Source organism: Nostoc sp. DSM 114159, from assembly GCF_053470285.1.
Genome location: NZ_JBPFEH010000001.1, coordinates 8128750 through 8150007, shown reverse-complemented (window position 1 = coordinate 8150007; position 21258 = coordinate 8128750). Strand labels below are relative to the sequence as shown.

Here is a 21258-nt window from a genome sequence, read left to right as displayed (position 1 = left end):
GATAAATCTCAATCTTTTTTAGATTACTGACTTTAAATACCTTGTTTAGCCAAAATTGTAGACTTTAAATAATTACGTGCCGGGACTTCTACATATTTATATGTCAATGATGCAGCCAATAAGACAATCATAAGAAATACCCCTAAAGATGTCAACGATTGATATTCTGTGAACTCTTTACCAAAAACATCATGAAATTTATAAAGCCAGAATGATTTTAACAATTCTTGAAAAAACCAATGAACCATATAAATTGAGTAAGATATAGTCCCAATGTATAGCATTAAGCCTGAATTTAAAAATTTTGATATTACGCTATTATTCTTGATAGATACAGATAATATCAATAAAGAAAAAGCTGGTAAAATTAGCCAATCATGAAGATTACGAAAATCATGCCAATAGTAATGCATAATCAGAATTATCCAAGTTATAGCTATCATTGCCAGTAAATTAAGATTGCAATACTTTTTATAATTACCTCTATGGTAAATTTTGTAAGTTATAATACCAAGTATGCATTCTAAACCACATCTAGCTATCGAAGGTACGCCAATAATAGTATCTAAATTTCCACCGGTAAAGGTGATTAGTAGTAATATGCTAAACAGAGTAAAACTATAAATAATAAAATCATTTTTATAGCTATTCTTTAATAAAAATAATAATAAAAATGGAAATATACAGTAAATAAAAAACTCTACGCTAATTGACCAAGCTGGTTCATTCCAATAGGTATCACACCAGAATAAAGGTGGGCATTTTAGATCGAATGCTTGAAGAAGGAAAATATTAGCAAAAAGAGCAGTTAAGTTAAATTTACCAGTAAAAGCAGAAGTGTTGAGGAAAAGTAATTTTACAACCTCTAATCCAAAAAATAGAGAAATAATAAATATATGCAGAGGATAAATTCTAGCAAAACGCGAGAATAAATATGAACGATAGTTCTTTAAGCTGACTTTTAAATAAAAAGTCTCTGTATAAACGTGGGTCATGATAAAACCACTCAGAATAAAGAAAAAGTCAACCCATAAATATCCATTTTTAAAAAAATTACTATAGGCTGATAAAGTTGAACCTATTTTCGGCAAACCGTAATAAGAAAAATGGTGTACAACAACAACCAAGGCTGCAATACCGCGTAAAGAAGTGAGCGATTTGATGTGTTTATACATTGATATTTTTGGTTTTAGTTTCTATCTATAGCAATCCTATTTAAATTGTAAAAGTTATTTTTTAAACTAAATGTGTAGTTGATTTATATCAGCTACATGAAGGATGTAACAAGCGCTTACTCTTGTATAGAAGCAAGCTACGCGAAGTGTCTAAAATATAAGATTTTACAAATGATTTAGAATTGCTATAGAACACGACTCAGTATTCAGGCTAATTAATAATTAGTCATGTGAACAAATTAGATTTTTTTGGCAATATTGTTGATAAATTGCTTTAACTTTCCCTCAAGAGATTTGAGTCTTAATACACCAGAGCGCAGGATCATAAATTTACTTTTCGGTTGGCGATCGGATAGAAGACCCAAAGCAAAAATTTTGAGCCGATCTTTCAAAGCAGATTTACCTGGTGGAGTGGGTTTTAATCCTAGTCTGCGTAAGTAGCTGTTGACTTGATATATTCTGGCTTTGAGATCGTAAGGTTGCAGATAAAATAGGATACTCAAAGCCACAGAGACATTATTACCATTTTTAGCCCAGTGGGGTGCCAATATTGGATGATGGAGTCCCTTACCTGGTTGCAAATGATAAACAGTCGCTTTACTTTGATTCTCCTCTTTATAATTTGCTACATTCAGGTCGCCTACATAAAATTTTTCGATTTCCTCTTCGCTCAGTACAGAACGATCGCTTTGATTGAAGAGGCTCATATCTTTCTCGCCCTGAATTTGAAACAGAAAATTCAACTCACTATCGATATGATAAGGTGTAATAGAATTTGGGGAACCAATAAAGATGTAAGCACCTAGCCAGGTCATCTGCTGCCGAAGGGGTTTACCTGTAAGAGTTTCGAGTTCAGTTATAATCTGGTTGACCAAGGCAGCATATTCTGGATCTACTTGAACATCTTCAAGCATGACCCAAGAATCCGATTCCCCAATATGTGCGATCGCTTCGTTAATTTGCTTGATTCCAGGTCGCTGATTCCACTTTTGCTCAACAGGAACTTTGCTGATATAAGACTGGATTTTATTTGTTCTACCCTGACTTAGCATGGTATTTGCAAGCTCAACTAAGCGAGGGATCTCAAATAAAGGATGTCCTGCAAGGTTGTGCGAAAACATGAAGTGAGAAGAGTTGAAGTTTTCCCGAAAGTTTGAAAAATCGGTTTCAATGATTTGTTCGGGAATTTTTAGATCGGACTTAATAGAACTCGGTTCAAGTAGATTATCAACTGACATACAAAACCTGGATGGATGAGTATTTACTATTTGCAAAAATTACTGGCGCTCATTACACTTTCTATACACTTGATTTTTGAAAGCACTTCAAGAAACACTTGCGACTTGTAAATATTTCCCAGGACGCTCGGTATCGGGGATATACCAAGCGGGGTTTCCTTGGGGATCTCGTCCTAATTTGGCATTAGGTTGCGGAGGACGATTACGTAGGCTGTTATTGGTAACTTCGCGGTTTGTTACTTCTATGGGCGGTGCAGACAAGAAGCCAGCAGACTGCATTTCAGCAATACTTTCTTTAAAAGCTGCCATTACAAAAGCTAGATCGGCTTCGGAATGTGCTGTCGTCAAGAAGCAAGGACGATGATCCCAAGTATGTACTCCTTTATCCCGCAGCAAGTAAAACAGTAAATCTCCGTAAGCGAACTCTGGTGCAGACTTCACCATAAACAGGGAGCCGAAATTATAAGCTGTAAACGGAGCTTGAACTTGCTGGAAATAGCCCATGAGTTCCGCTACAAACTTATCGGTTCTGGCATTGAGATTTTGTTGCAAGCTGGGGCCACTCTGTTTTAAATGCTGAAGTACTGCTTTGGCGGCTGCTAGTGCTAAAGGATGGCGGACGAAAGTGCCAGCGAAGTAGGTCACTCCTACTTCTGGAACTGAGTCATCGCCAAACTGCCAAAACCCACCATCCAAAGCATCCATATATTGTGATTTGCCAGCGATGACTCCAATTGGTAGCCCTCCACCGACAATCTTACCGTAGGTTGCTATGTCTGCCTGTATACCAAAATGTGCTTGAGCGCCACCTGGATGAATTCTAAATCCGGTAACGATTTCATCAAAAATCAGCGCAATACCAGCTTCTTGGGTGAAATCACGCAATTGCTGGAGGAATTCTTTGGGTTGGTATTCAGGGCGACGGCTTTGCACAGATTCCACCATCACTGCTGCTAACTCATCAGCCCGACTTCTCAGAATTTCTAAAGACTCAGGCGAATCATAGTCCACCACCAAGATGTTTTCTACCATTTCGGGTGGGATACCAGGAGCAGCAGGAATTGACCGAAGTTTCTTTGTACCTCGAACAATTACTTCATCCAAAATACCGTGATAAGCTCCAGAAAAGATGGCGATTAAGTTACGCCCTGTAATGGTGCGTGCCATCCGCATCGCTCCCAGAACCGCTTCTGAACCAGTGTTGCAAAAGGCTGCTCGGTCAAAGTTGGTCAACTCACACATCAGTTTCGCCACTTCTCCAACCAAGGGAGTTTGCGGCCCAATTTCCATGCCGAGTTTCAGTTGTGCTTCAATAGCTTCAGTAATGAAAGCTGGCGACCAACCAAACAAATTCAAGCCAAAGCCATTGCTTAAATCGACATATTCATTGCCATCAACATCCCAAAGTTTAGAACCTGAAGAACGAGACGCCACGATGGGGTAAACCATCTCTTTCATCGTCGGATTAAACCCAGAAACAGTTCTTGGGTCTGCCAAATAAGGGCGATGAGTTTGAGTATATTCTTTGGATTTTTGAGTCCGTTTTGTATATCTTTGGATAATTTTATCTAGATGAGTGCGTTGTTGGGCTGTCAAAGTTTTAGTCTGGGTCTTTTCAATTCGAGCAGCCGCACCAAATGCCTTTTTAGCACCATTTGACTCTGTTTCTACTGATGCTGATTCTTTGCTGGTTTGGGTTGGGGGGACAGATACAGCATTTTGTGGCTTGACACCATTATTTTGAGATGTTGCCGCAGGTACAACTGGGACTGTTACAGATTGACTGCTATTCCCCAATAGCGCCAATTGCTGGCTCATAATTTGTAGCTGCTGATTAATCACACCTTCTAGGATGCTACTAGATGCAGCAGGTTGGAGGGAAATCTTAGGTGCAGATCCATTCGATCCATTTGTATGAAGTTCATGAACTACCAAGGTAGGTGATGTGGTTACAGGTGCAGGTTCTGGCAATGGGGCTTCGGGAACGATATCTGCAACGGTTTCTGTTAATCCTAATGCGGATAAAGTTTCGGGAGACAAGGCTGAATTGATAAAGTCAGCCAGTGTTCCTAAATTGGGGTAAATTTCTAGTAACTGCCTAAGTGTGACTTTGACTTGAAATTTTTTCTTTAACGCTAGCCCGACTTGTGTCAGAGATAAGGAATCTAATCCCATTTCTAAAAATGTTATCGAGTCGTCAACACTAGCAATTTCCAATCCTGATGTTTCTTCGATAATTTGTTTGAGCAGAGGAATAAGTTTTTGCTGAGGGGATGTTGTCATAGTTTGGGTCTTTTCTAATAATTGGGGATTTGGAAGTTTGGAAGTTGCTGCCCGATTGGGATGAGGTGGAGGATCGATCCAGAAGCGTTGGCGTTCAAAGGGATAGGTAGGTAGAGGAATTCGTTGTCGCGTTTCCCTTTGATAGAAGTTGCTCCAGTCAATAGATACTCCTGCTAGCCACAGTTGTCCTACTGCCTTGAGTAATGCCGTCCATTCGGCTTCGTTTTCAGCGTTATCACCCAGAGAAGGAATCGCTATCTGTTGTTTGATATCTTTTGCTTGTTGGCGGGCTAAGGTCGTAGTTGTGATTCGCGGCCCCACCTCTAACAGTAAGCGTTCTGGCTGCTGCCATAATGTTTGTATGCCCTCAGCAAATCGCACAGTCTGACGCAGATGTGTAGCCCAATACATCGGATCGGTTGCTTGCTGGGCTGTAATCCAGTCGGCGGTAACTGTGGATACAAAAGGAATTTGAGGAGGTGATAATTTAACTTTCCCAACTACCTCAGCAAAGGGGGCGATGATGCTATCCATCATTGGGGAATGGAAAGCGTGAGAAGTATGTAAACGGCGACACATAACTTCTTCGCTTTCTAATTGTTTTTGCAGAGATGCGATCGCCTCTATGGGGCCAGAAACTACACACAGGGAAGGGCCATTAATTGCAGCGATCGCTAGTTCTGTACTCAATCGCGGCTCTACCTCTTTAGCTGGTAGGCGCACCGAGAGCATAGCCCCTTCTGGTAACTCCCACATTAAGCGACCGCGAGTTGCCACCAATATCAGTGCATCTTCTAAGCTGAATACACCCGCAATACAAGCGGCGACAAATTCGCCAATACTGTGACCAATCATACTTTGGGGCTTGACTCCCCAACTTTGCCACAATTGTGCTAAGGCATATTCAATGACAAATAACGCTGGTTGGGTAAAGCAGGTTTGCCGCAGGGAGATAGCCGCAGTTTCGCGCTCGCTCGGTGCTGGATAGATGATTTCTCGTAAATCCTTGCCCAACAAAGGTTTAAGGATTTCAGCACATTCATCTACTGCCTCCTGAAATACAGGTTCGCAGTTGTAGAGATTCAGTCCCATGTTCACATATTGCGATCCTTGTCCGGGGAACATGAAGACAACGGCTGGATTGCGGATTTCTGTATGACGGGTATTTACTTGATTTGGATCTAAAGATTGGAGGGCTGCGATCGCATCTGTAATATCGTGACAAACTATACTGCGTCGGTAGTTAAAAGCTTTGCGCCCTCGCTGTAGGGTATAAGCTACATCAGCTAAGTTAATTTCGGCATTATATTGTAAATGTTGCTGCAAATTCGCTGTTGCAGCCTCTAAAGCTTGACTAGTTTTTGCCGAAAGCAACAATAGCTGCTGCGGGCGAGAAGATCCGGAACTTTGAATTTGTGGCGCTTCTTCTAGCACAATATGAGCATTAGTCCCGCCGACACCAAAAGAACTCACACCTGCTCGTCGCAAAGTTTCACCTTCTGACCATTCAGCTAGTTTGGTATTTACATAGAAGGGGCTGTTGGCAAAGTCAATTTTGGGATTGGGAGCCTCAAAATTTAAACTAGGCGGAATCTTTTTATAATGCAGAGCGAGAGCAGTTTTAATTAACCCTGCTACTCCAGCCGCTGCAACTAAATGTCCGACATTGCTTTTAAGAGAGCCGATCGCACAAAATTGTTTAGCATCTGTATGCACCCGGAATGCTTGCGTCAGCGCTTCAATTTCAATCGGGTCGCCTAAGGGTGTAGCTGTGCCGTGAGCTTCAATATAAGAGATGGTTTCTGGGTGGAAGTTAGCATAAGCTTGCGCCATTGCAATGGCTTCTGCTTGTCCGTCTACGCTGGGAGCGGTAAAGCTCACCTTATCAGCGCCGTCATTATTGATACCAGAACCTCGAATTACGGCATAGATGCGATCGCCATCATTGAGTGCATCTTCTAAACGCTTGAGGACAACTACTCCTGCGCCATTGTTGAACATTGTGCCCTGAGCGCTGGCATCAAAGGGACGACAATGCCCATCCCCAGACAACATACTGCCTTCTTGAGCTATGTAACCACTATTTTGGGGTGTAGTCATAGATACACCACCAGACAAAGCTAAATCGCACTGATAGCTGGTTAAGGCTTGGCAAGCCTGAATGACTGCTACCAAAGAAGTGGAACAGGCTGTATTAACGCTGACGGCTGGGCCTTTGAGGTTGAGTTTGTAAGCCGCACGGGTGGTTAAAAAGTCTTTTTCATTGGCTAACATCGTTTGGAACTCACCGATGCGATCGACAATTTCCATACGACCAGCAATATGGTTAGCAAAATAAGTATTTTGACCACAACCAGCGTATAAACCAATCAAACCCTCAAAAGACTCTGATTCATAACCAGCATTTTCTAGGGCTTCATAAACCAACTCTAGGAAAACTCTAGCCTGTGGGTCCATAACCACAGCTTCAAGTGGATTAATGCCAAAGAAAGCGGCATCAAAGGTTTCTCCCCCAGGAATTATCCCTCTAGCTTTTACATAGCTAGGATCTTTGCAAAGGTTCGGATCGATACTAGGATCTAGTTCTTCATCTTGAAAGAAAGTCGTTGATTCTAATCCCTCGCACAGATTGCGCCAAAATTCATCGACATTTCCAGCGCCAGGAAATCTTCCTACCATGCCAATAATGGCAACACCATCACTAGGATCTTGGTTATCGGATGCTTGCATATTTACCATTGCTTAAACACCTTGTTGATGATTACGGCGACGAGCACGAGCTGCTTGTTGGCGTTGGGCGCGATTTTGCAGCTTGTCAGAAGACGGTTGGCTGTTCTGGTTTGAATTTAAATAGTTTGCTAAAGAGCCAATTGTTGAATACTGAAATAGCTTCACAGCAGGTAGCTCAATACCAAGTTCTTGTTTTATTCGCGCAGCAACTTGGAGAATTGAGATTGAAGTTGCTCCCAAATCAAAGAAATTATCATCAATCCCAACGCGATCGATTTTGAGCAGTTCCGATAAAATACCTGCAAGCAGACGTTCTAAATCGGTTTGCGCAGCAATGTACGCTTGTTCCAGTTGCGGACGTTCTCTACTTGGTGCTGGCAATTTATGTCTATCTACTTTGCCATTTGCAGTCAAAGGCAGTGACTCTAACATCACAAATGCTGATGGCACCATGTAATTAGGTAGTCGCTGTTGTAAGAAACTACGTAATTTATTGTGCGTATATCCACTGTTATAGTGAGGAACAATATAAGCCGTTAACTGTTTTTCACCTGCTTCATCTTGACGAGCTAAGACGACAATTTCCCGAACGTCTGGATGTTGGGCAATTTCTCGCTCAATTTCCCCTAGTTCAATTCGGAAACCGCGAATTTTTACCTGATTGTCAATCCGACCTAAGAACTCGATATTGCCATCTGGAAGATAACGAGCTAAATCTCCAGTTTTGTAAAGGCGTGTTGCCAAATTGCAATCAAATGAGTGAGAAATGAATTTTTCGGCAGTTAGGTCTGGGCGGTTTAAATAGCCTCTAGCTAATCCATCACCACCAATGTACAATTCACCAGCTTCTCCAATTGATACTGATTGGAGGTTTTTATTTAATATATAAACTTGGGTGTTAGCAATTGGACGACCAATAGGAATCGAAACATCTAGTTGTAGTGGTGCTGTTATCGGATGGCAGCAGGTAAAAGTTGTATTCTCAGTAGGTCCATAACCATTAATTAGTTGACAGTTCTCTACTGTTTGGAGAAACTTCTGTACATGGGGAACAGATAAGACATCACCACCCGCTAAAAGTTGACGTAAGGATTTTAAAGCATCAATTTTTTCATCTACTATCAGGTGAAATAAACCGGCTGTCAGCCAAAGAGTAGTAACTTGGTATTGCTGAATAATCTGCCCTAATTCCTCTAAAGATGGTGTATTAGGAGGATAAATTACTAGTCGCCCGCCATTAAGTAAACAACCCCAAATTTCAAAAGTGGAAGCATCAAAGGAAATAGGAGCAAGTTGCAGGATTACTTCTTCAGATGTGAGGTGAGCATAATTAGTTTCTTTGACTAACCTAACTACACCACGATGGATAACGCTAACACCTTTGGGTGTACCTGTAGAACCTGATGTATACATAACATAAGCCAAGTTCTCAGCAGTGACACTAGTGCTTAAGTTATCTTTGCTATTTTGGGCGATTGTGTTCCAATCTGCATCTAGGCAAATTACAAATGCTGTGTGAGTAGGTAATTTGGCAACTAGTTCTTTTTGAGTTAATAGTACAGATACCTGGGTATCTGATAGCATGAAAGCTAAACGTTCTTGTGGGTAGCCTGGATCTAATGGTACATAAGCTCCACCTGCTTTAAGGATAGCTAAGAGTGCTACAACCATTTCAAAGGAGCGCTCTATGCAGATTCCTACAAGAATTTCTGTTCCTACCCCTAGCGATTGTAGATGTTTTGCTAGTTGATTAGCACGATTATTCAAATCTCTATAAGTAAGATGCTGATTATTAAAAATTAGTGCTACAGCATCAGGTGTTTTCTCGACTTGTGTTTCAAACAACTGATGAATAGACGCTTGTTGAGGATAATCAGTTTGAGGATGATTCAACTCTATTAGTAGGTTATTTTCAGATTTCAAAATAGGTAATCTTAAATTATCTCGTTCTAAGTTGCTTTCTGATGATGAAGGTTGACCATTAGTCATCAGTAATTCATTTTTATTTTGAGCCAATGAATTAGTTATTGGTTTCATTTTTAACTTGAAGCAGAAATATTTGTGTCAATGAATAACAAAAAATTGGGTATATTTAAATTTAAGAAGAGATGTTTATTTTTCGTATTTAGATAAACAGATAAAATCAAAAGTGGAAAAGCGTTTTTATATTTTTTTATTAGTGTTTATACGTAGAATATATGGTTACATTGTTAGCTTTAAAATTAGATTAAAAGATTAATTTCACAAAAAATTATGCCGCAATCCTACAATATTTGTGTGAAAGGGCATTGACTCTAAGATTTAGTTCTCTCATTCTGACCTATTTCCTCAAAATCGTAGTTAGTTTCAGTACATCTTCACTGAAAATTAAAACTTTAGAGATGTTTGCAATGGGAATATTAACTGTACGCAGGCTGATTTCGAGATAACAAGAAGAATTAATACCTTGAGGAACAAGGAATACTGCGATTTTAGCAACTGATAAGTAATGTAAACTCTTCGAGGTAGGTTGAACTCCAGCAAAACGAGAATAGGGTGAGCATTACAATGCCCACCCCACAATAACCAACTATTTGCTGTAGTCTATGTAATTGAAAACCGCTGTTTCAACTGATAGTTATTTCTGCCGTGCTGCACTAGCCTAACAGACTAAGCCACAACACTAGCAGAGAAAACGAAGTCATTTGCTGTCAGGTTAGTTGAGGTAATTTGTAGTAATGAAGCCAACTCGGTATTTCCGAGTTTTACGATAGTGTCAGCACCCTGTTGCAATAGGGTTAGAGCACTAAATTGAGTGACGCCAATCCCGCCCAGCCCGATTTTATCAATACCGATCGCAAAATCAGTCACAATGTTCTTACTAGATGGCAGACTGGCGTTAATAATCCAGAACTGGTCAGCACCAGCACCACCAGCAAGGCTATTACCACCCTTTTGACCAGCAAATAGCACATCATCACCATCACCACCAAATAGTGAATCATTTACACTGGAGAATAATTTGTCATCTCCAGAGCCACCATAGAGACGGTTATTGCTACCATTACTGGTGAGGGTGTCGTTACCTGAGCCACCGAAGGATAATTGACGAGTACCTTCAACTACCGTCAAAGTGTCAGCACCTGCGCCTCCAAACAAATTATTATTACCACTAGCTTCGACTACGGTAACTTCATCATTAGCATTGCCACCATCAGCATTAGTGTTGTTAGCAGGACCATTTGCGCCAATCAAGACTCGATCGTTACCATCCCCAGTGGACACAGAGGAGTTACTACCAACTACCACCGTGTCATCACCGCTTCCAGTCAGAATTTTGTTACCTTTATTACCTTGTACAAAGTCTGCTCCGTCACCTGTAAATAAGGTTTGATTTGGCTTGAGGGTGACATCATCACTACTGGTAGAACCAAATTGAAGGTCTAGTGTTGTTAGTCCAACAGTACCACCATCAAACCCTGCGGCTGTAAAGTAATGAGTATTGCCTACACTTTGAGAATCGAGAATTGTAGCTTGACCATTAGCAGTTTCTTCTGAAGTCAAGACTTCTTTAGTGGAGAAAACTGTATCCGGGCCTCCCACCAAGGCTTCTGTAATAGCACGACCTTTCAAATCGCCATTACTGGGAATATCTAACCCTAAAATCCGAGCAAGTGTAGGCGTTACATCAGCATTACTGACGGGCGCATAGTCCACATAGCCTTGTTTAAAGTCGGGACCAATAGCCTCCATATTATTGAAGGTATCACCTCGACCAAAGCTGCCATGCATCCCCTGCCCTTGCTGCAAAGTTGTGTCAGCAATTTCTACTTGAGCTTGAGGATTGTTTGGGTTATTTGGGTCGCTGCTAAAGGTTTTGAAGTTGATAACTATAGATGGAACTGGTGTTTTAGCATCACCTTTTAGCCCGATCGCACTCAGTGGTAAAGCACCTGGAATAGTTCCGTAGGCATCGTCTACAAAAATACCACTGATGTAGTCTTTTTGTGAAAGCAAATTCACTACCTGTTTGGCTAAGTCAGCATTGCCATTAGGTAGATAAATCAAGTCAGAACCACCATTGGCAGCTACAACTATCTTTGTACCTGGGTCAAGCTGGCCATTAATTACCTCACCTGTGCCACCAATTACACCATTCCCAGAAATAGGACGTTGACCTTTTGTGGCATCAACAGTTGCATACTGGATGTGGTTGAGGTCTGGGGGAAGGGTTGTAGGGTTAGGATCGTATAAGGGTAGGCCTAGATCGTGAGCTAAATCAATTGCCACAAAACCTGCTGGTAGAAATCCCGGATTTACGCCTTCATAAGTTTGGGTGGCAGCATAACTTGTAGTTTTTGTCCCTTGGCTATCAATAGCTTGTTTGCTGATGGTAGAAAAACCGTGGTCGGAAGTAATAAAGACATCAGTAGTCTTGTCCAAGCCTGTGCTTTTAAGATAGTCAAGAAGCTGCTTTAAATTATCATCAGCATTTTTGACCCCAGCTTTTGAAGTCGGGCCATTGATACCTGGTGTCAAGGTGTTTAAACTATCACCCTGATTGTGTTGACTACCATCAGGATCTCTTGACCAGTAAACCAATGCGAATGGTTTACCATCTTCTTGAAACTTGGGTAAAATTACTTTGGTAGTGGCATCTGCAAAGTATTGTTGTTGAGCCACATTGGCATTCAGGGTGCCAGGAGTTGTGTTGGTACCAGCTGGCTGGACTCGCGGTGTCGGTTTTACATCTAAACCAGCAGCTTGTAACCGACTAACAATATCTGGATCGAGTGGAACAGCAGAAGGTGAACCGGCAGCTGTAGGCGGCGGGGTTGCACCATTTGTAGTGTCATCAATAATAATTGTATCGGGAGTAGGAATAGTACCTGTAGTACCACCTTCTCGGTTAACTTGGGTAACATCTTGAATCGCAACAGGCCCTAATTTACCAACTGCTGCTGTGTTGAAACCCTGCGATCGCGCGTAAGCTAAGAGTGACTCTTCATCTAAAAAGTTGTTACCGGGGAATTTTTCATCAATATCCCCCAGAACCGCATCATTTTCGATAAATGGCGTGACACTACCATTGGCATTAGGACTAGGAAAACCAGTGTATATGGTGTTACTAAAGTCACCTGTATCACCAAGATAATGCCCCGTGGCGATCGCAGAAGCATTTGGGGTGGTGAATGTCGGAAAGATCGAATGACTATTGGCGAAAGTAACTCCCTGCTGACGAATGCTATATAAAGTCGGGGTATCAATTGGGTTTACAGAACCGTTACGCAATCCATCTGCAACAAAAATAATGACATTTCTACCGTTGCCATTTGTATCAGTCATGCCGACTACTCCTTAAGTATTATGAGCTACGAGCGATGCCTACGACTGGCTACCTCTACGCAGCAATTGTGTGTTTTTATGAGCGATTAATTACACTCAACCCAAGCAAAAAATTTTTGGCTACAGAAACCCAAGTAGTATTTGGCGACAAAATGCTTAAAGTCTACAAAAATTAGTGGAGATAAATTAATGAACTTAAATCTGGTTACTGTTTCAAAAGATAGTTGTTTAATGTTTAAGGAAAGTTATAAACAAGTTAAGATTTGGGACAAGAAGCAGAAAGATTCTTAAAGGCAAAATTACTATAGAAGATATAAAAAGCGAGGGAATATCATTCCCCCGCATTAGCAAAATCGCTACAGCTTAACTAATGAATGAATATTGAATCTAAGCTGTAATTATCTTTTGGCTAAACTATACTGGCAGAAAAAACGAAATCATTTGCTGTGAGGCTAGTTGATGTAATTCCCAGCAATGAAGCCAACTCTGTATTTCCAGTTTTTACCAAAGTATCACTACCTTGTTGCAACAGTGTTAAAGCACTAAATTGACTAATGCCAGTGCCACCAAGCCCGATTTTATCAGTGCCGATCGCAAAATCAGCCACGATATTCTTACTAGATGGCAGACCGGCGTTAGCAATCCAGAACTGGTCAGCACCAGCACCACCAGCAAGGCTATTACCACCCTGTTTACCAGCAAATAGCACATCATCACCATCGCCACCAAACAGAGAATCATTGACATTAGAGAAGAGTTTGTCATCTCCAGAACCACCATAGAGACGGTTATTGCTACCATTACTGGTGAGGGTGTCGTTACCTGAGCCACCGAAGGATAATTGACGCGAACCTTCAACTACTGTCAAAGTATCATTACCTGCTGCTCCAAGTAAATTATTAGTACCATTGGCTTCTACTACGGTAACTTCGTCATTACCATTGCCACCATCAGCATTAGTGTTGTTAGCAGGACCACTTGCGCCAATTAAGACTCGATCGTTACCATCTCCAGTAGACGCCAAGGAGTCACTACCGACTACCACAGTGTCTTCACCGTTTCCAGTCTGGATTGTGTTGCCTTTAGTACCCTGTACAAAGTCTGCTGCGTCACCTGTGAGTAAGGTTTGATTTGGCTCAACGGTAATATCATCACTGCTATTAGAGCCAAATTTAATTTCTTCAGCTTGAGGTTGACCTAAACCAGGAGCAAGGTTAAGGGGCTTCTCTAACTTCAGCAGTAGAATTTCATTGTTATCTATGACTGGATTTTGAGGATCGTTTCCAGGACGACCTGTAGAGAAGGGATAATTGTTGTCATTAGCGACCAAAATGGTGTTTTTGTCAACAACTAAAACATTTTCAATTGTTTGAAAGGGGAAGTCAAAGTTAGTTTTGCCATCTCCATTGAGGTCATTGGGGTCTTGAATATTTAACAAGTCTGCAACTTCTTCTTTCGCTACATAGCCATTAGAATCTGTTTTAGACAAGTCTACTTTGTAGATTCTCTTAAATTTAGCCGCAGCTCCTTGATTGTTATCCCGTTCAATGACTAAGTATTCATTATCATTGATAACTGCTAAATCCCCAATCGAATTTGAGGGATTGTCCAGTCTGTAGTAAAGTTTTCTATCACTATACTTGTGACTAGCTAAATCAAATTCGTTAATCCGCAAAGCACCAGGAGTATCACCTTGAACCGTACCTTCTAGGAGGAAATAAAGCTTAGTTTTGCTGGCGTTAATTGCTCCACCTTCAAAACCTTTGGAACCAGCCAAGTTAGCAAAAGCATCTCCTGAGAGAACGTCGGGATTTTGTGGCGATCGCACTACATTATACTGAGGATCGTCTCTAAGTTTATCCCGTACTTTATCGGCAATATCTGGGAAATCTGAAAAGAGTGCATCTACCCCTAATTGATAGAACTGCTGAATTTCTGACTCTAGCTTGCCTTTGTAATCTGCTGCTAAGAATTGATCTTCTGCCCGGAAAGTGTAAGGATGAACCTGCAATCCGGCATTGTGAGCATCTTGAATTAAGGTAGAAGGAGGTAATGTTGTCTTATCAGCATCATTGACTGCTCCATCCCCATTCACATCATCAGCTTTGCCATCACCATTAGCATCAGTACCTTTGACGCTAACAATCATCCGTTTCCAAGGGCCAATGCCATCAGCATAAGTCGCAACTTCAGCCAAGCCTTCTGGAGTTCGTAAGTCGCCATAGGTGCGAGTGTCACCACTGACTTTCAAATCATAAGGTTGACTTTCAATAATTTTACCGTTGATGTCAATATCACTGGCATCTAGAAGTTGGATGAGTGGAATATCTACGCCTGCCGCAGGCATAATGCGATCGTGCAGTTCTTTAAGGTTACTCACTTCAAAGGACTGGATGAAAATCCGACTGGGGTCAGTAAAGTTATTTGCTTTGAGCGTATCAATGAGTAACTGACTGATGTTTCTGTGTATTTTGTCCGTAGTGCCTACATAGGTGGCTTCATCAGCAAAATAGGTCGGATGCTTAGTTTCCGGGTAAATACCAATCTTTTTACCTGTCTTGGCTTCCACATCCTTAACCAAATTGATGATTTCCGTGAAGGTGGGAATCTCAAATTTATCGTCAAAGGAATGATCGCGGAAAGGTAAACGTTCTTCTGCTCTTAGAGTCTTGATTTCAGCTAAGGTGAAGTCTTCAGCAAACCAACCTGTAATTGTGTTTCCATCTAAGCTTACTGTTTTTTTGCGATCGGCAAACTCTGGATGTTTGTAAACATCTGTGGTTGTGTTGCTGAAATTGACAGTACCATCAGCGTTCAAAACTGCTAAGGCTGGCTCATGGCGAGCAATTAGCACACCATCTTTTGTCACAACCAAATCAGGCTCAATGAAGTCAGCACCGCGCTCAATCGCTTGCTTATAAGACTCTAAGGTGTGTTCTGGACGATAGCCACTTGCACCTCTGTGACCAATAACTTTAGGTGCTTCTCCATCTAAAGTTTTGAATTGGTCGGGTGTAGCGATGGGAGCCTCTAATAACTTACCAGTGGCATCAAAATGCAGCAGGTAAGGGCCAAACTCGTCTCCCACCCAGATTGTCCCGTCTTTATCAAAGACGAATGACTCTACATCAAAGTCTGCACCAGTCAGCAATCTTTGAGTAGTTCCCTCATTCACAATTTCAAAAGGAACTTTATTGTTAGGGTCAGACAATTGAATGTAGTCTAAAACTTTAACGCTACCATCGCCATTCTCTGTTCCCTTAAAATTCGGGTCTAAACGATTAATCCGCAGTAGGAAATCTGCACTATTGTCTTTACTACCGTAACCATTGTCTGACAGGAAGTAGAAAGAGTTGCTGTTAGCAAATTGAACCCCGCTAAAGCCTTGAATTGGCTGTCCTGGGAAAGGCCCGGTTCTGCCATTGGCTGAAATGTCTGCACCAGAAGCTGGCCCATCACTAAATGTATCAGCAGGCAAAGAAGCAAAGCCTACTAACTCAACTTTTGGCACTATTGAAGCAAACATTGTTTGGTAGATGTGGGTTTGATCGTTTAAACCCGCAATTCCTGGAATATCAGAACCGTAGGCGTTATAACCTTTACCAACCAAGCTATTTAACACTTCAGAACCAGCACCTTGGTAGTAAACAGGTACGGGACGGTTGGTGTGAGTTCCCCAACCATACTTGACATTCGGATCGGACCCCCAGTAATGTCCAACTTCTGCTGGAGTATCCAAATTGGTTAATGCTTCAGCACCTTGATTTTTTACTAAAGTCGGAAAATTACCGTCGAGAGTCAGGTAGTGATCGTGGTCAGCAGTAACGATTAGTAGGTTTTCATCCCAACCACCATTTTTATCGATCCAGTCAATCGTAGATCCAACTGCTTTATCAAAGTCCAAGGTGGTGCCGATCAAGTTGTCTATGTTGTTATCATGGGCAGACCAATCGATATCGCCACCTTCAACCATTAACCAGAAACCATCGGGATCTTTACCCAATACATCTAATGCAGCACTTGTCAAGTCTTTGAGAGTTGGGTTTTCGTTAACCTCTTTGGCGATGAAAGATGCATCTGTCTCTCCCGGAAGCAGTGGACGTGTGGTGTCCACTTTGGTGTTATCACCTTGGTTAGTGAAAACGCTGAACATATCTAAACCAGTGGTGCTGTAGTCGCCGTTGGCAGAACTGACAGGCAAGTTACCATTTTGACCACGCGCACCGTATAGACCGAAGAGGCGATCGCCTTTTTCTGGATCGATTGTCGCCGCAGTTTGGGCTAGTTTCTGGGCGGCATTCTCGCCCCGCTCTAAAAAGGTGTAATCGTAGATGTTATTAGTTGGTTTAGTGCTAAGTTCTGTGTAGGTGGATTGACTAATGTATTCATTGCTCCTATTAGGCTCAATCCCGTTTGGTAGTAAATCTCCAGGAGCAGAGAGTGGGTGTCCACCACCAAGTAATACTGTTGGTTGATAGACACGGAGTTGCTGTTGCAAGATGTTGTCTAATGCCGGATAGTCAGCATCATACTTGCTGCGACGGTTAACGTTGGCAGCAGCAGCAGCAGGTGTTGCATGATCGATGGGAACTGAAGTTACCAAACCAGTAGATTTACCAACTTCGTTTGCAGTTTTGAGAATTGTTTCTAGAGGATTCTCGAAAATATCAACGCCAACAGCGTTGTTGTAGCTCTTGACGCCAGTGTACAGAGTTGTTGCAGTGTTTGCAGAGTCAGGATAGCTGTACTTAATATATTCAGGATCGTTACCAGGAGTCCAAGGATTAACGCCGCCTCTGGTAGGGTCATAACCTACTAGGTTTCCAACAGCACCATCACTGACTTTTGCACCACCTGTTGGGGTATTACCTTGGTTAAAAGTTGGATCGAAGGTGAAACCAGGGCGAACCGGGCTTTCTCCTGTGATCGGATTAGTCCCGTCAAGGGCGGAATTACCAGTATTAAAAACTCCATTACTATCGGCGATCGTTGTCCCATAAGTGGTTGCCAAACCGTAGCCTTGGAGTGTTTGAAAGTTGAGTCCTTGACCCTTACCTTGTGTATAAAAATCACTCAGATTAGCGCCTGTCTTACCATTTTGAATCTCTTTGTAGATGGACGTAGCACGAGCCATTTCCCAGCCCATACCATCCCCAATCATAATGATGACGTTCTTAGCCATGAAAGAGAATCTCCCTGTGTTTAATTGTTGAGATGGTCTTCGCTCTAGTGGAATCAAAAAAGTAGTACAGCAGAATTCAGAATTCAGGAGTAAAACACGCTTTATACCTGAGTAACAGACTTTACTTGTGTACTTCAAAAACTTGAAATCTGCTGTGTTATTAGGGCAAAATGTGTAGTTCTAGACATCTAGAGATGTAGTTGAGTTGTAAACTTGTTGATTCTGAACTATTAAATATCAACCGCTATAATTGACATCTCACTAGAGGGTTAAGGTATCAAAATTAACAAACTTAATTGCATATTAATTAACATACATAGCAAAAGTTGTGAAAAAATTGTGGACTGGTTAAGAAATGTTGTATTGCAATCTTTTGCTTAATATGTTGTCAAAAATTTTGTGTATATTTCTGCTCGTATAATTTTTTTTGCATTTTTGTGTTAGTGATGAAATTGCCCAAGTATTTAGTTTTTAATAAAAAGCCGACTTTGCGATGTTTTTGTGAAAAGCTTTAGTCAGTGCGAAATAATAAGGAGACTATTTCCATGACATCAAAGGGCAGGAAAAAGACTTCACGACGTAGTTTCCTCCAAGGAGTAGCCATTAGCACAGCTGCGGTTACTGGAGTTGAGTTACTAAAAAAAGATGTGGCAGATGCAGCAGATGCTACAAGTGAAGGGCAGTGCGGGGAGATTCCTTCTCAAAGCACTGAATTTGACTTTACCGAGAAATCAGCAGCCTTACAGCCAGACAAAATTGTTAATAGTGCTTGCCAATTTTGTAATTCTCTGTGTCGTCTGAAAGTTCATATCAAAGACGGACGGATCGTAGATGTCTTAGGTGAGCCGGACGATCCAGTACAGGCTGGTGGTTTTTGCATCAAGGGGCCAATGATGACTGAGCTAGTCTACAATCGCTTTCGGCTAAAATATCCGATGAAGCGGGTTGCAGGAGAGAAAGGTTCACCAGATTCACAATTTGAGCAGATTTCTTGGGATGAAGCTCTTTCAATCATCGCCAGCAAGTTCTTGGCACTTAGAGATGCTGGAGAAGCTAGAGCGATCGCGAATAAAACTTCTGGTAGATTACCACGGGGAACAGGTTCTTTGGTCGGACGCTATTTCAATTTGTTGGGCAGTCCCAACGATACTGATGTCGGGCCTGTATGTAATGATGCTGGTGGCAATGCCTTGGCTTGGACATTTGGATTAGGCAATTTTACCAATGGTTATGGGATTGATGGCGCAACTAAAAAAGAAGACTTAGGCTCGGCTAAATTCTTCCTGTTTTTGGGTACGAATCAAGCAGAAACTCATCCTGTTACCTTTACTTACCTTTTGAGAAGCCGAGCGAAAACCAAAGCCAAATTAGTAGTCATCGACCCACGCTTAACTCCCACAGGAGCGCAAGCTGATGAGTGGATTGCACCCAAACCACACACAGACTTGGCTTTAGTCTTAGCAATGCTTTACCACATAGTTACTCATAACTTATATGATGCTGCTTTTATACAAAAGTGGGTGCTGGGTTTTGCAGAACTCAAAAAACACCTCAAGAGCAATAATTATACACCAGAATGGGCGGCAGAAATTACGGATGTTCCAGTATCAAAAATCAAATTTATAGCTGAAACTTATGCTAAAACCAAGCCTGCTGCTATTTTCTGCAATGCAGGCATTTCCCATCAACTGAATGCTTTTGATACTTACCGCTGTCTGGCATTCTTGGCGGCGATTACGGGCAATATTGGTATTCCTGGTGGTGGCTGCAATTTCATGCACAACACTTGGCCAGGGGGATTAAATCTACCACCGATTCAAGGCAAGATACCTAAAAAAGATATAGCTTTACCAGTTGGGCCGGATTATCTTAGCGAAGCTATCATCTCCGGTCAACCTTATCAACTCAAAGCACTCATAACTCAAGGCAATCCTCTGCTAGCTTGTTCCAACACAACTAAAGTACAACAGGCTTACCGCCAATTAGAATTTTATGTTTACACGGGATTATTTATGGAGGAATCGGCTTATTATGCCGACATCATCTTGCCCGTCACCAGTGGTTTTGAGATGGAAACTGTTTATATGCGACGAGACGATCGGGCAATTCGTTGGCAACAACAAGTAGTTGCGCCTGTAGGTGAATCAAAACCAGATTGGCACATTTGGATTGAATTAGCACACGCCACAGCTAAATTAGACAAACGTAATCCACCGCAATACTGGCAGGACAACTTTCCTTCTTCTTGGAAAGACTACCGCCATCTGTGGGCAACTTTTGTGGCGAACACTCCAGGCATGGCTGGTATGACTCAACAAAGGCTGAGTGAACGCACCGAACCCTTACGTTGGCCTTGCCCAACTGTAGATCATCCTGGTGTCAGCACTCTTTATCTGGATTGTTCGTCTTGGTATCAGGCCGCAGAAAGCCTGAATGTTGATAATATTGGTAAGCGATTTCTAACTCCTAGTGGAAAAGTGGAAATCTACACTTCAGAGTTACAAAAGCAGTTGACAAAAGCGGGACACTCTGCATTACCTATTTTCTATACCCACCCAGAAGTTACAGGTAGAAATCCGACAATCGAGTATCTAGCAGAACTAGTAAAAAATCCGGTGAATCCCCACGCACTGACTCACAATGTGAAGTTGGGAAAACTTTCGACTAATGAAATACATAAAAAGTACCCACTAATGGGGACTACTGGCAGGTCTAGTATAGTTCATTTTCATTCTGTTACTCACTGGACTTACACAGGCAAGCAAAAAAATGGTGTTCGCTTAGTACAAATTCACCCAAAAACCGCGCAAACTGCTGGTATTGAAAATGGTGACGAGATTATTGTTGAAAGTCCCAGAGGATCGATCAAAGGCACAGCATTGCTTTGGCAGGGAATTCGAGAAGATACTATTTTTGTACCTAATTGGTTTGGTTCCCAACAACAAATGGCTCAAGATTTAGGCACACCATACTATGAAGCAGCTAATGTCTTGATTGACCAAAAGTACTATGACAATCTTTCAGGACAGCAAGCTTTTAAATGTTTTGCGTGCCGAATAACAAAAGCATAATGGAAATTTAAAAGCACCAATCGAAGCATTATTGAAATCTTTGGGAAGTTGAAGCGATCGCATTTGACCCGATTTGAGAATAGACTGTTGAGTTTGATTGAGCAGAAATATGGGATGATAGAGTAAAAAAAATTGAGTAATTACGCCAAAGGCGAACGCGTCTTGGCATCTGTAGGCTGCGGGAGAACTTTATAAATAAGGGTTTTTGCAATCATTGAGTACAGCTTCATTAACTTTTGCTGTGTAATGAAGCT

General features: G+C 41.7%; 8 protein-coding genes. 2 read left to right on the top strand and 6 right to left on the bottom strand.

Annotated features, from left to right (window positions below; all coding sequences use genetic code 11):
- Positions 1-32: 32 nt before the first annotated feature.
- The 5 genes from ACR5KR_RS34220 to ACR5KR_RS34200 all read right to left on the bottom strand — a co-directional run bounded on the left by ACR5KR_RS34220 (position 33) and on the right by ACR5KR_RS34200 (position 12751).
- The gene (locus ACR5KR_RS34220; protein WP_448269833.1) at positions 33-1175 is read right to left on the bottom strand and encodes an acyltransferase family protein; all 1143 of its coding nucleotides are present in this window, start codon (positions 1173-1175) and stop codon (positions 33-35) included.
- Positions 1176-1414: 239 nt separating this feature from the next.
- The gene (locus ACR5KR_RS34215) at positions 1415-2413 is read right to left on the bottom strand and encodes a cupin-like domain-containing protein (protein WP_448269831.1); all 999 of its coding nucleotides are present in this window, start codon (positions 2411-2413) and stop codon (positions 1415-1417) included.
- Between the two features lie 87 nt (positions 2414-2500).
- Positions 2501-7435, bottom strand: a complete 4935-nt coding sequence (locus ACR5KR_RS34210; RefSeq protein WP_448269830.1) for an aminotransferase class III-fold pyridoxal phosphate-dependent enzyme — start codon at positions 7433-7435, stop codon at positions 2501-2503.
- Between the two features lie 3 nt (positions 7436-7438).
- Complete coding sequence (locus ACR5KR_RS34205) at positions 7439-9463, bottom strand: non-ribosomal peptide synthetase (protein ID WP_448269828.1); 2025 nt, start codon at positions 9461-9463, stop codon at positions 7439-7441.
- 612 nt (positions 9464-10075) lie between these two features.
- A complete protein-coding gene (locus ACR5KR_RS34200) occupies positions 10076-12751 on the bottom strand; it encodes an alkaline phosphatase family protein (protein ID WP_448269826.1) in 2676 nt (891 codons plus the stop codon).
- A gap of 35 nt (positions 12752-12786) precedes the next feature.
- On the opposite strand from ACR5KR_RS34200, the gene ACR5KR_RS34195 reads away from it, so the two are divergent.
- Positions 12787-12927 (top strand): hypothetical protein, encoded by a 141-nt coding sequence (locus ACR5KR_RS34195; protein ID WP_448269824.1) that lies wholly within the window; start codon positions 12787-12789, stop codon positions 12925-12927.
- Between the two features lie 233 nt (positions 12928-13160).
- Here ACR5KR_RS34195 and ACR5KR_RS34190 read toward each other — a convergent pair whose 3' ends face one another.
- Positions 13161-17933: an esterase-like activity of phytase family protein gene (locus ACR5KR_RS34190; protein ID WP_448269823.1), complete on the bottom strand. Its 4773-nt coding sequence runs from the start codon at positions 17931-17933 to the stop codon at positions 13161-13163.
- 545 nt (positions 17934-18478) lie between these two features.
- On the opposite strand from ACR5KR_RS34190, the gene ACR5KR_RS34185 reads away from it, so the two are divergent.
- On the top strand, positions 18479-21004 hold the full coding sequence (locus ACR5KR_RS34185) for a molybdopterin-containing oxidoreductase family protein (RefSeq protein ID WP_448269822.1): 2526 nt from the start codon (positions 18479-18481) through the stop codon (positions 21002-21004).
- The last annotated feature ends 254 nt before the right edge of the window (positions 21005-21258 follow it).

What these genes read in the sequence shown, in the direction of transcription:
- ACR5KR_RS34220 (WP_448269833.1), bottom strand. Translation starts at nt 1,175, where the DNA reads ATGTATAAACACATCAAATCGCTCACTTCTTTACGCGGTATTGCAGCC.
- ACR5KR_RS34215 (WP_448269831.1), bottom strand. Translation starts at nt 2,413, where the DNA reads ATGTCAGTTGATAATCTACTTGAACCGAGTTCTATTAAGTCCGATCTA.
- ACR5KR_RS34210 (WP_448269830.1), bottom strand. Translation starts at nt 7,435, where the DNA reads ATGGTAAATATGCAAGCATCCGATAACCAAGATCCTAGTGATGGTGTT.
- ACR5KR_RS34205 (WP_448269828.1), bottom strand. Translation starts at nt 9,463, where the DNA reads ATGAAACCAATAACTAATTCATTGGCTCAAAATAAAAATGAATTACTG.
- ACR5KR_RS34200 (WP_448269826.1), bottom strand. Translation starts at nt 12,751, where the DNA reads ATGACTGATACAAATGGCAACGGTAGAAATGTCATTATTTTTGTTGCA.
- ACR5KR_RS34195 (WP_448269824.1), top strand. Translation starts at nt 12,787, where the DNA reads ATGCCTACGACTGGCTACCTCTACGCAGCAATTGTGTGTTTTTATGAG.
- ACR5KR_RS34190 (WP_448269823.1), bottom strand. Translation starts at nt 17,933, where the DNA reads ATGGCTAAGAACGTCATCATTATGATTGGGGATGGTATGGGCTGGGAA.
- ACR5KR_RS34185 (WP_448269822.1), top strand. Translation starts at nt 18,479, where the DNA reads ATGACATCAAAGGGCAGGAAAAAGACTTCACGACGTAGTTTCCTCCAA.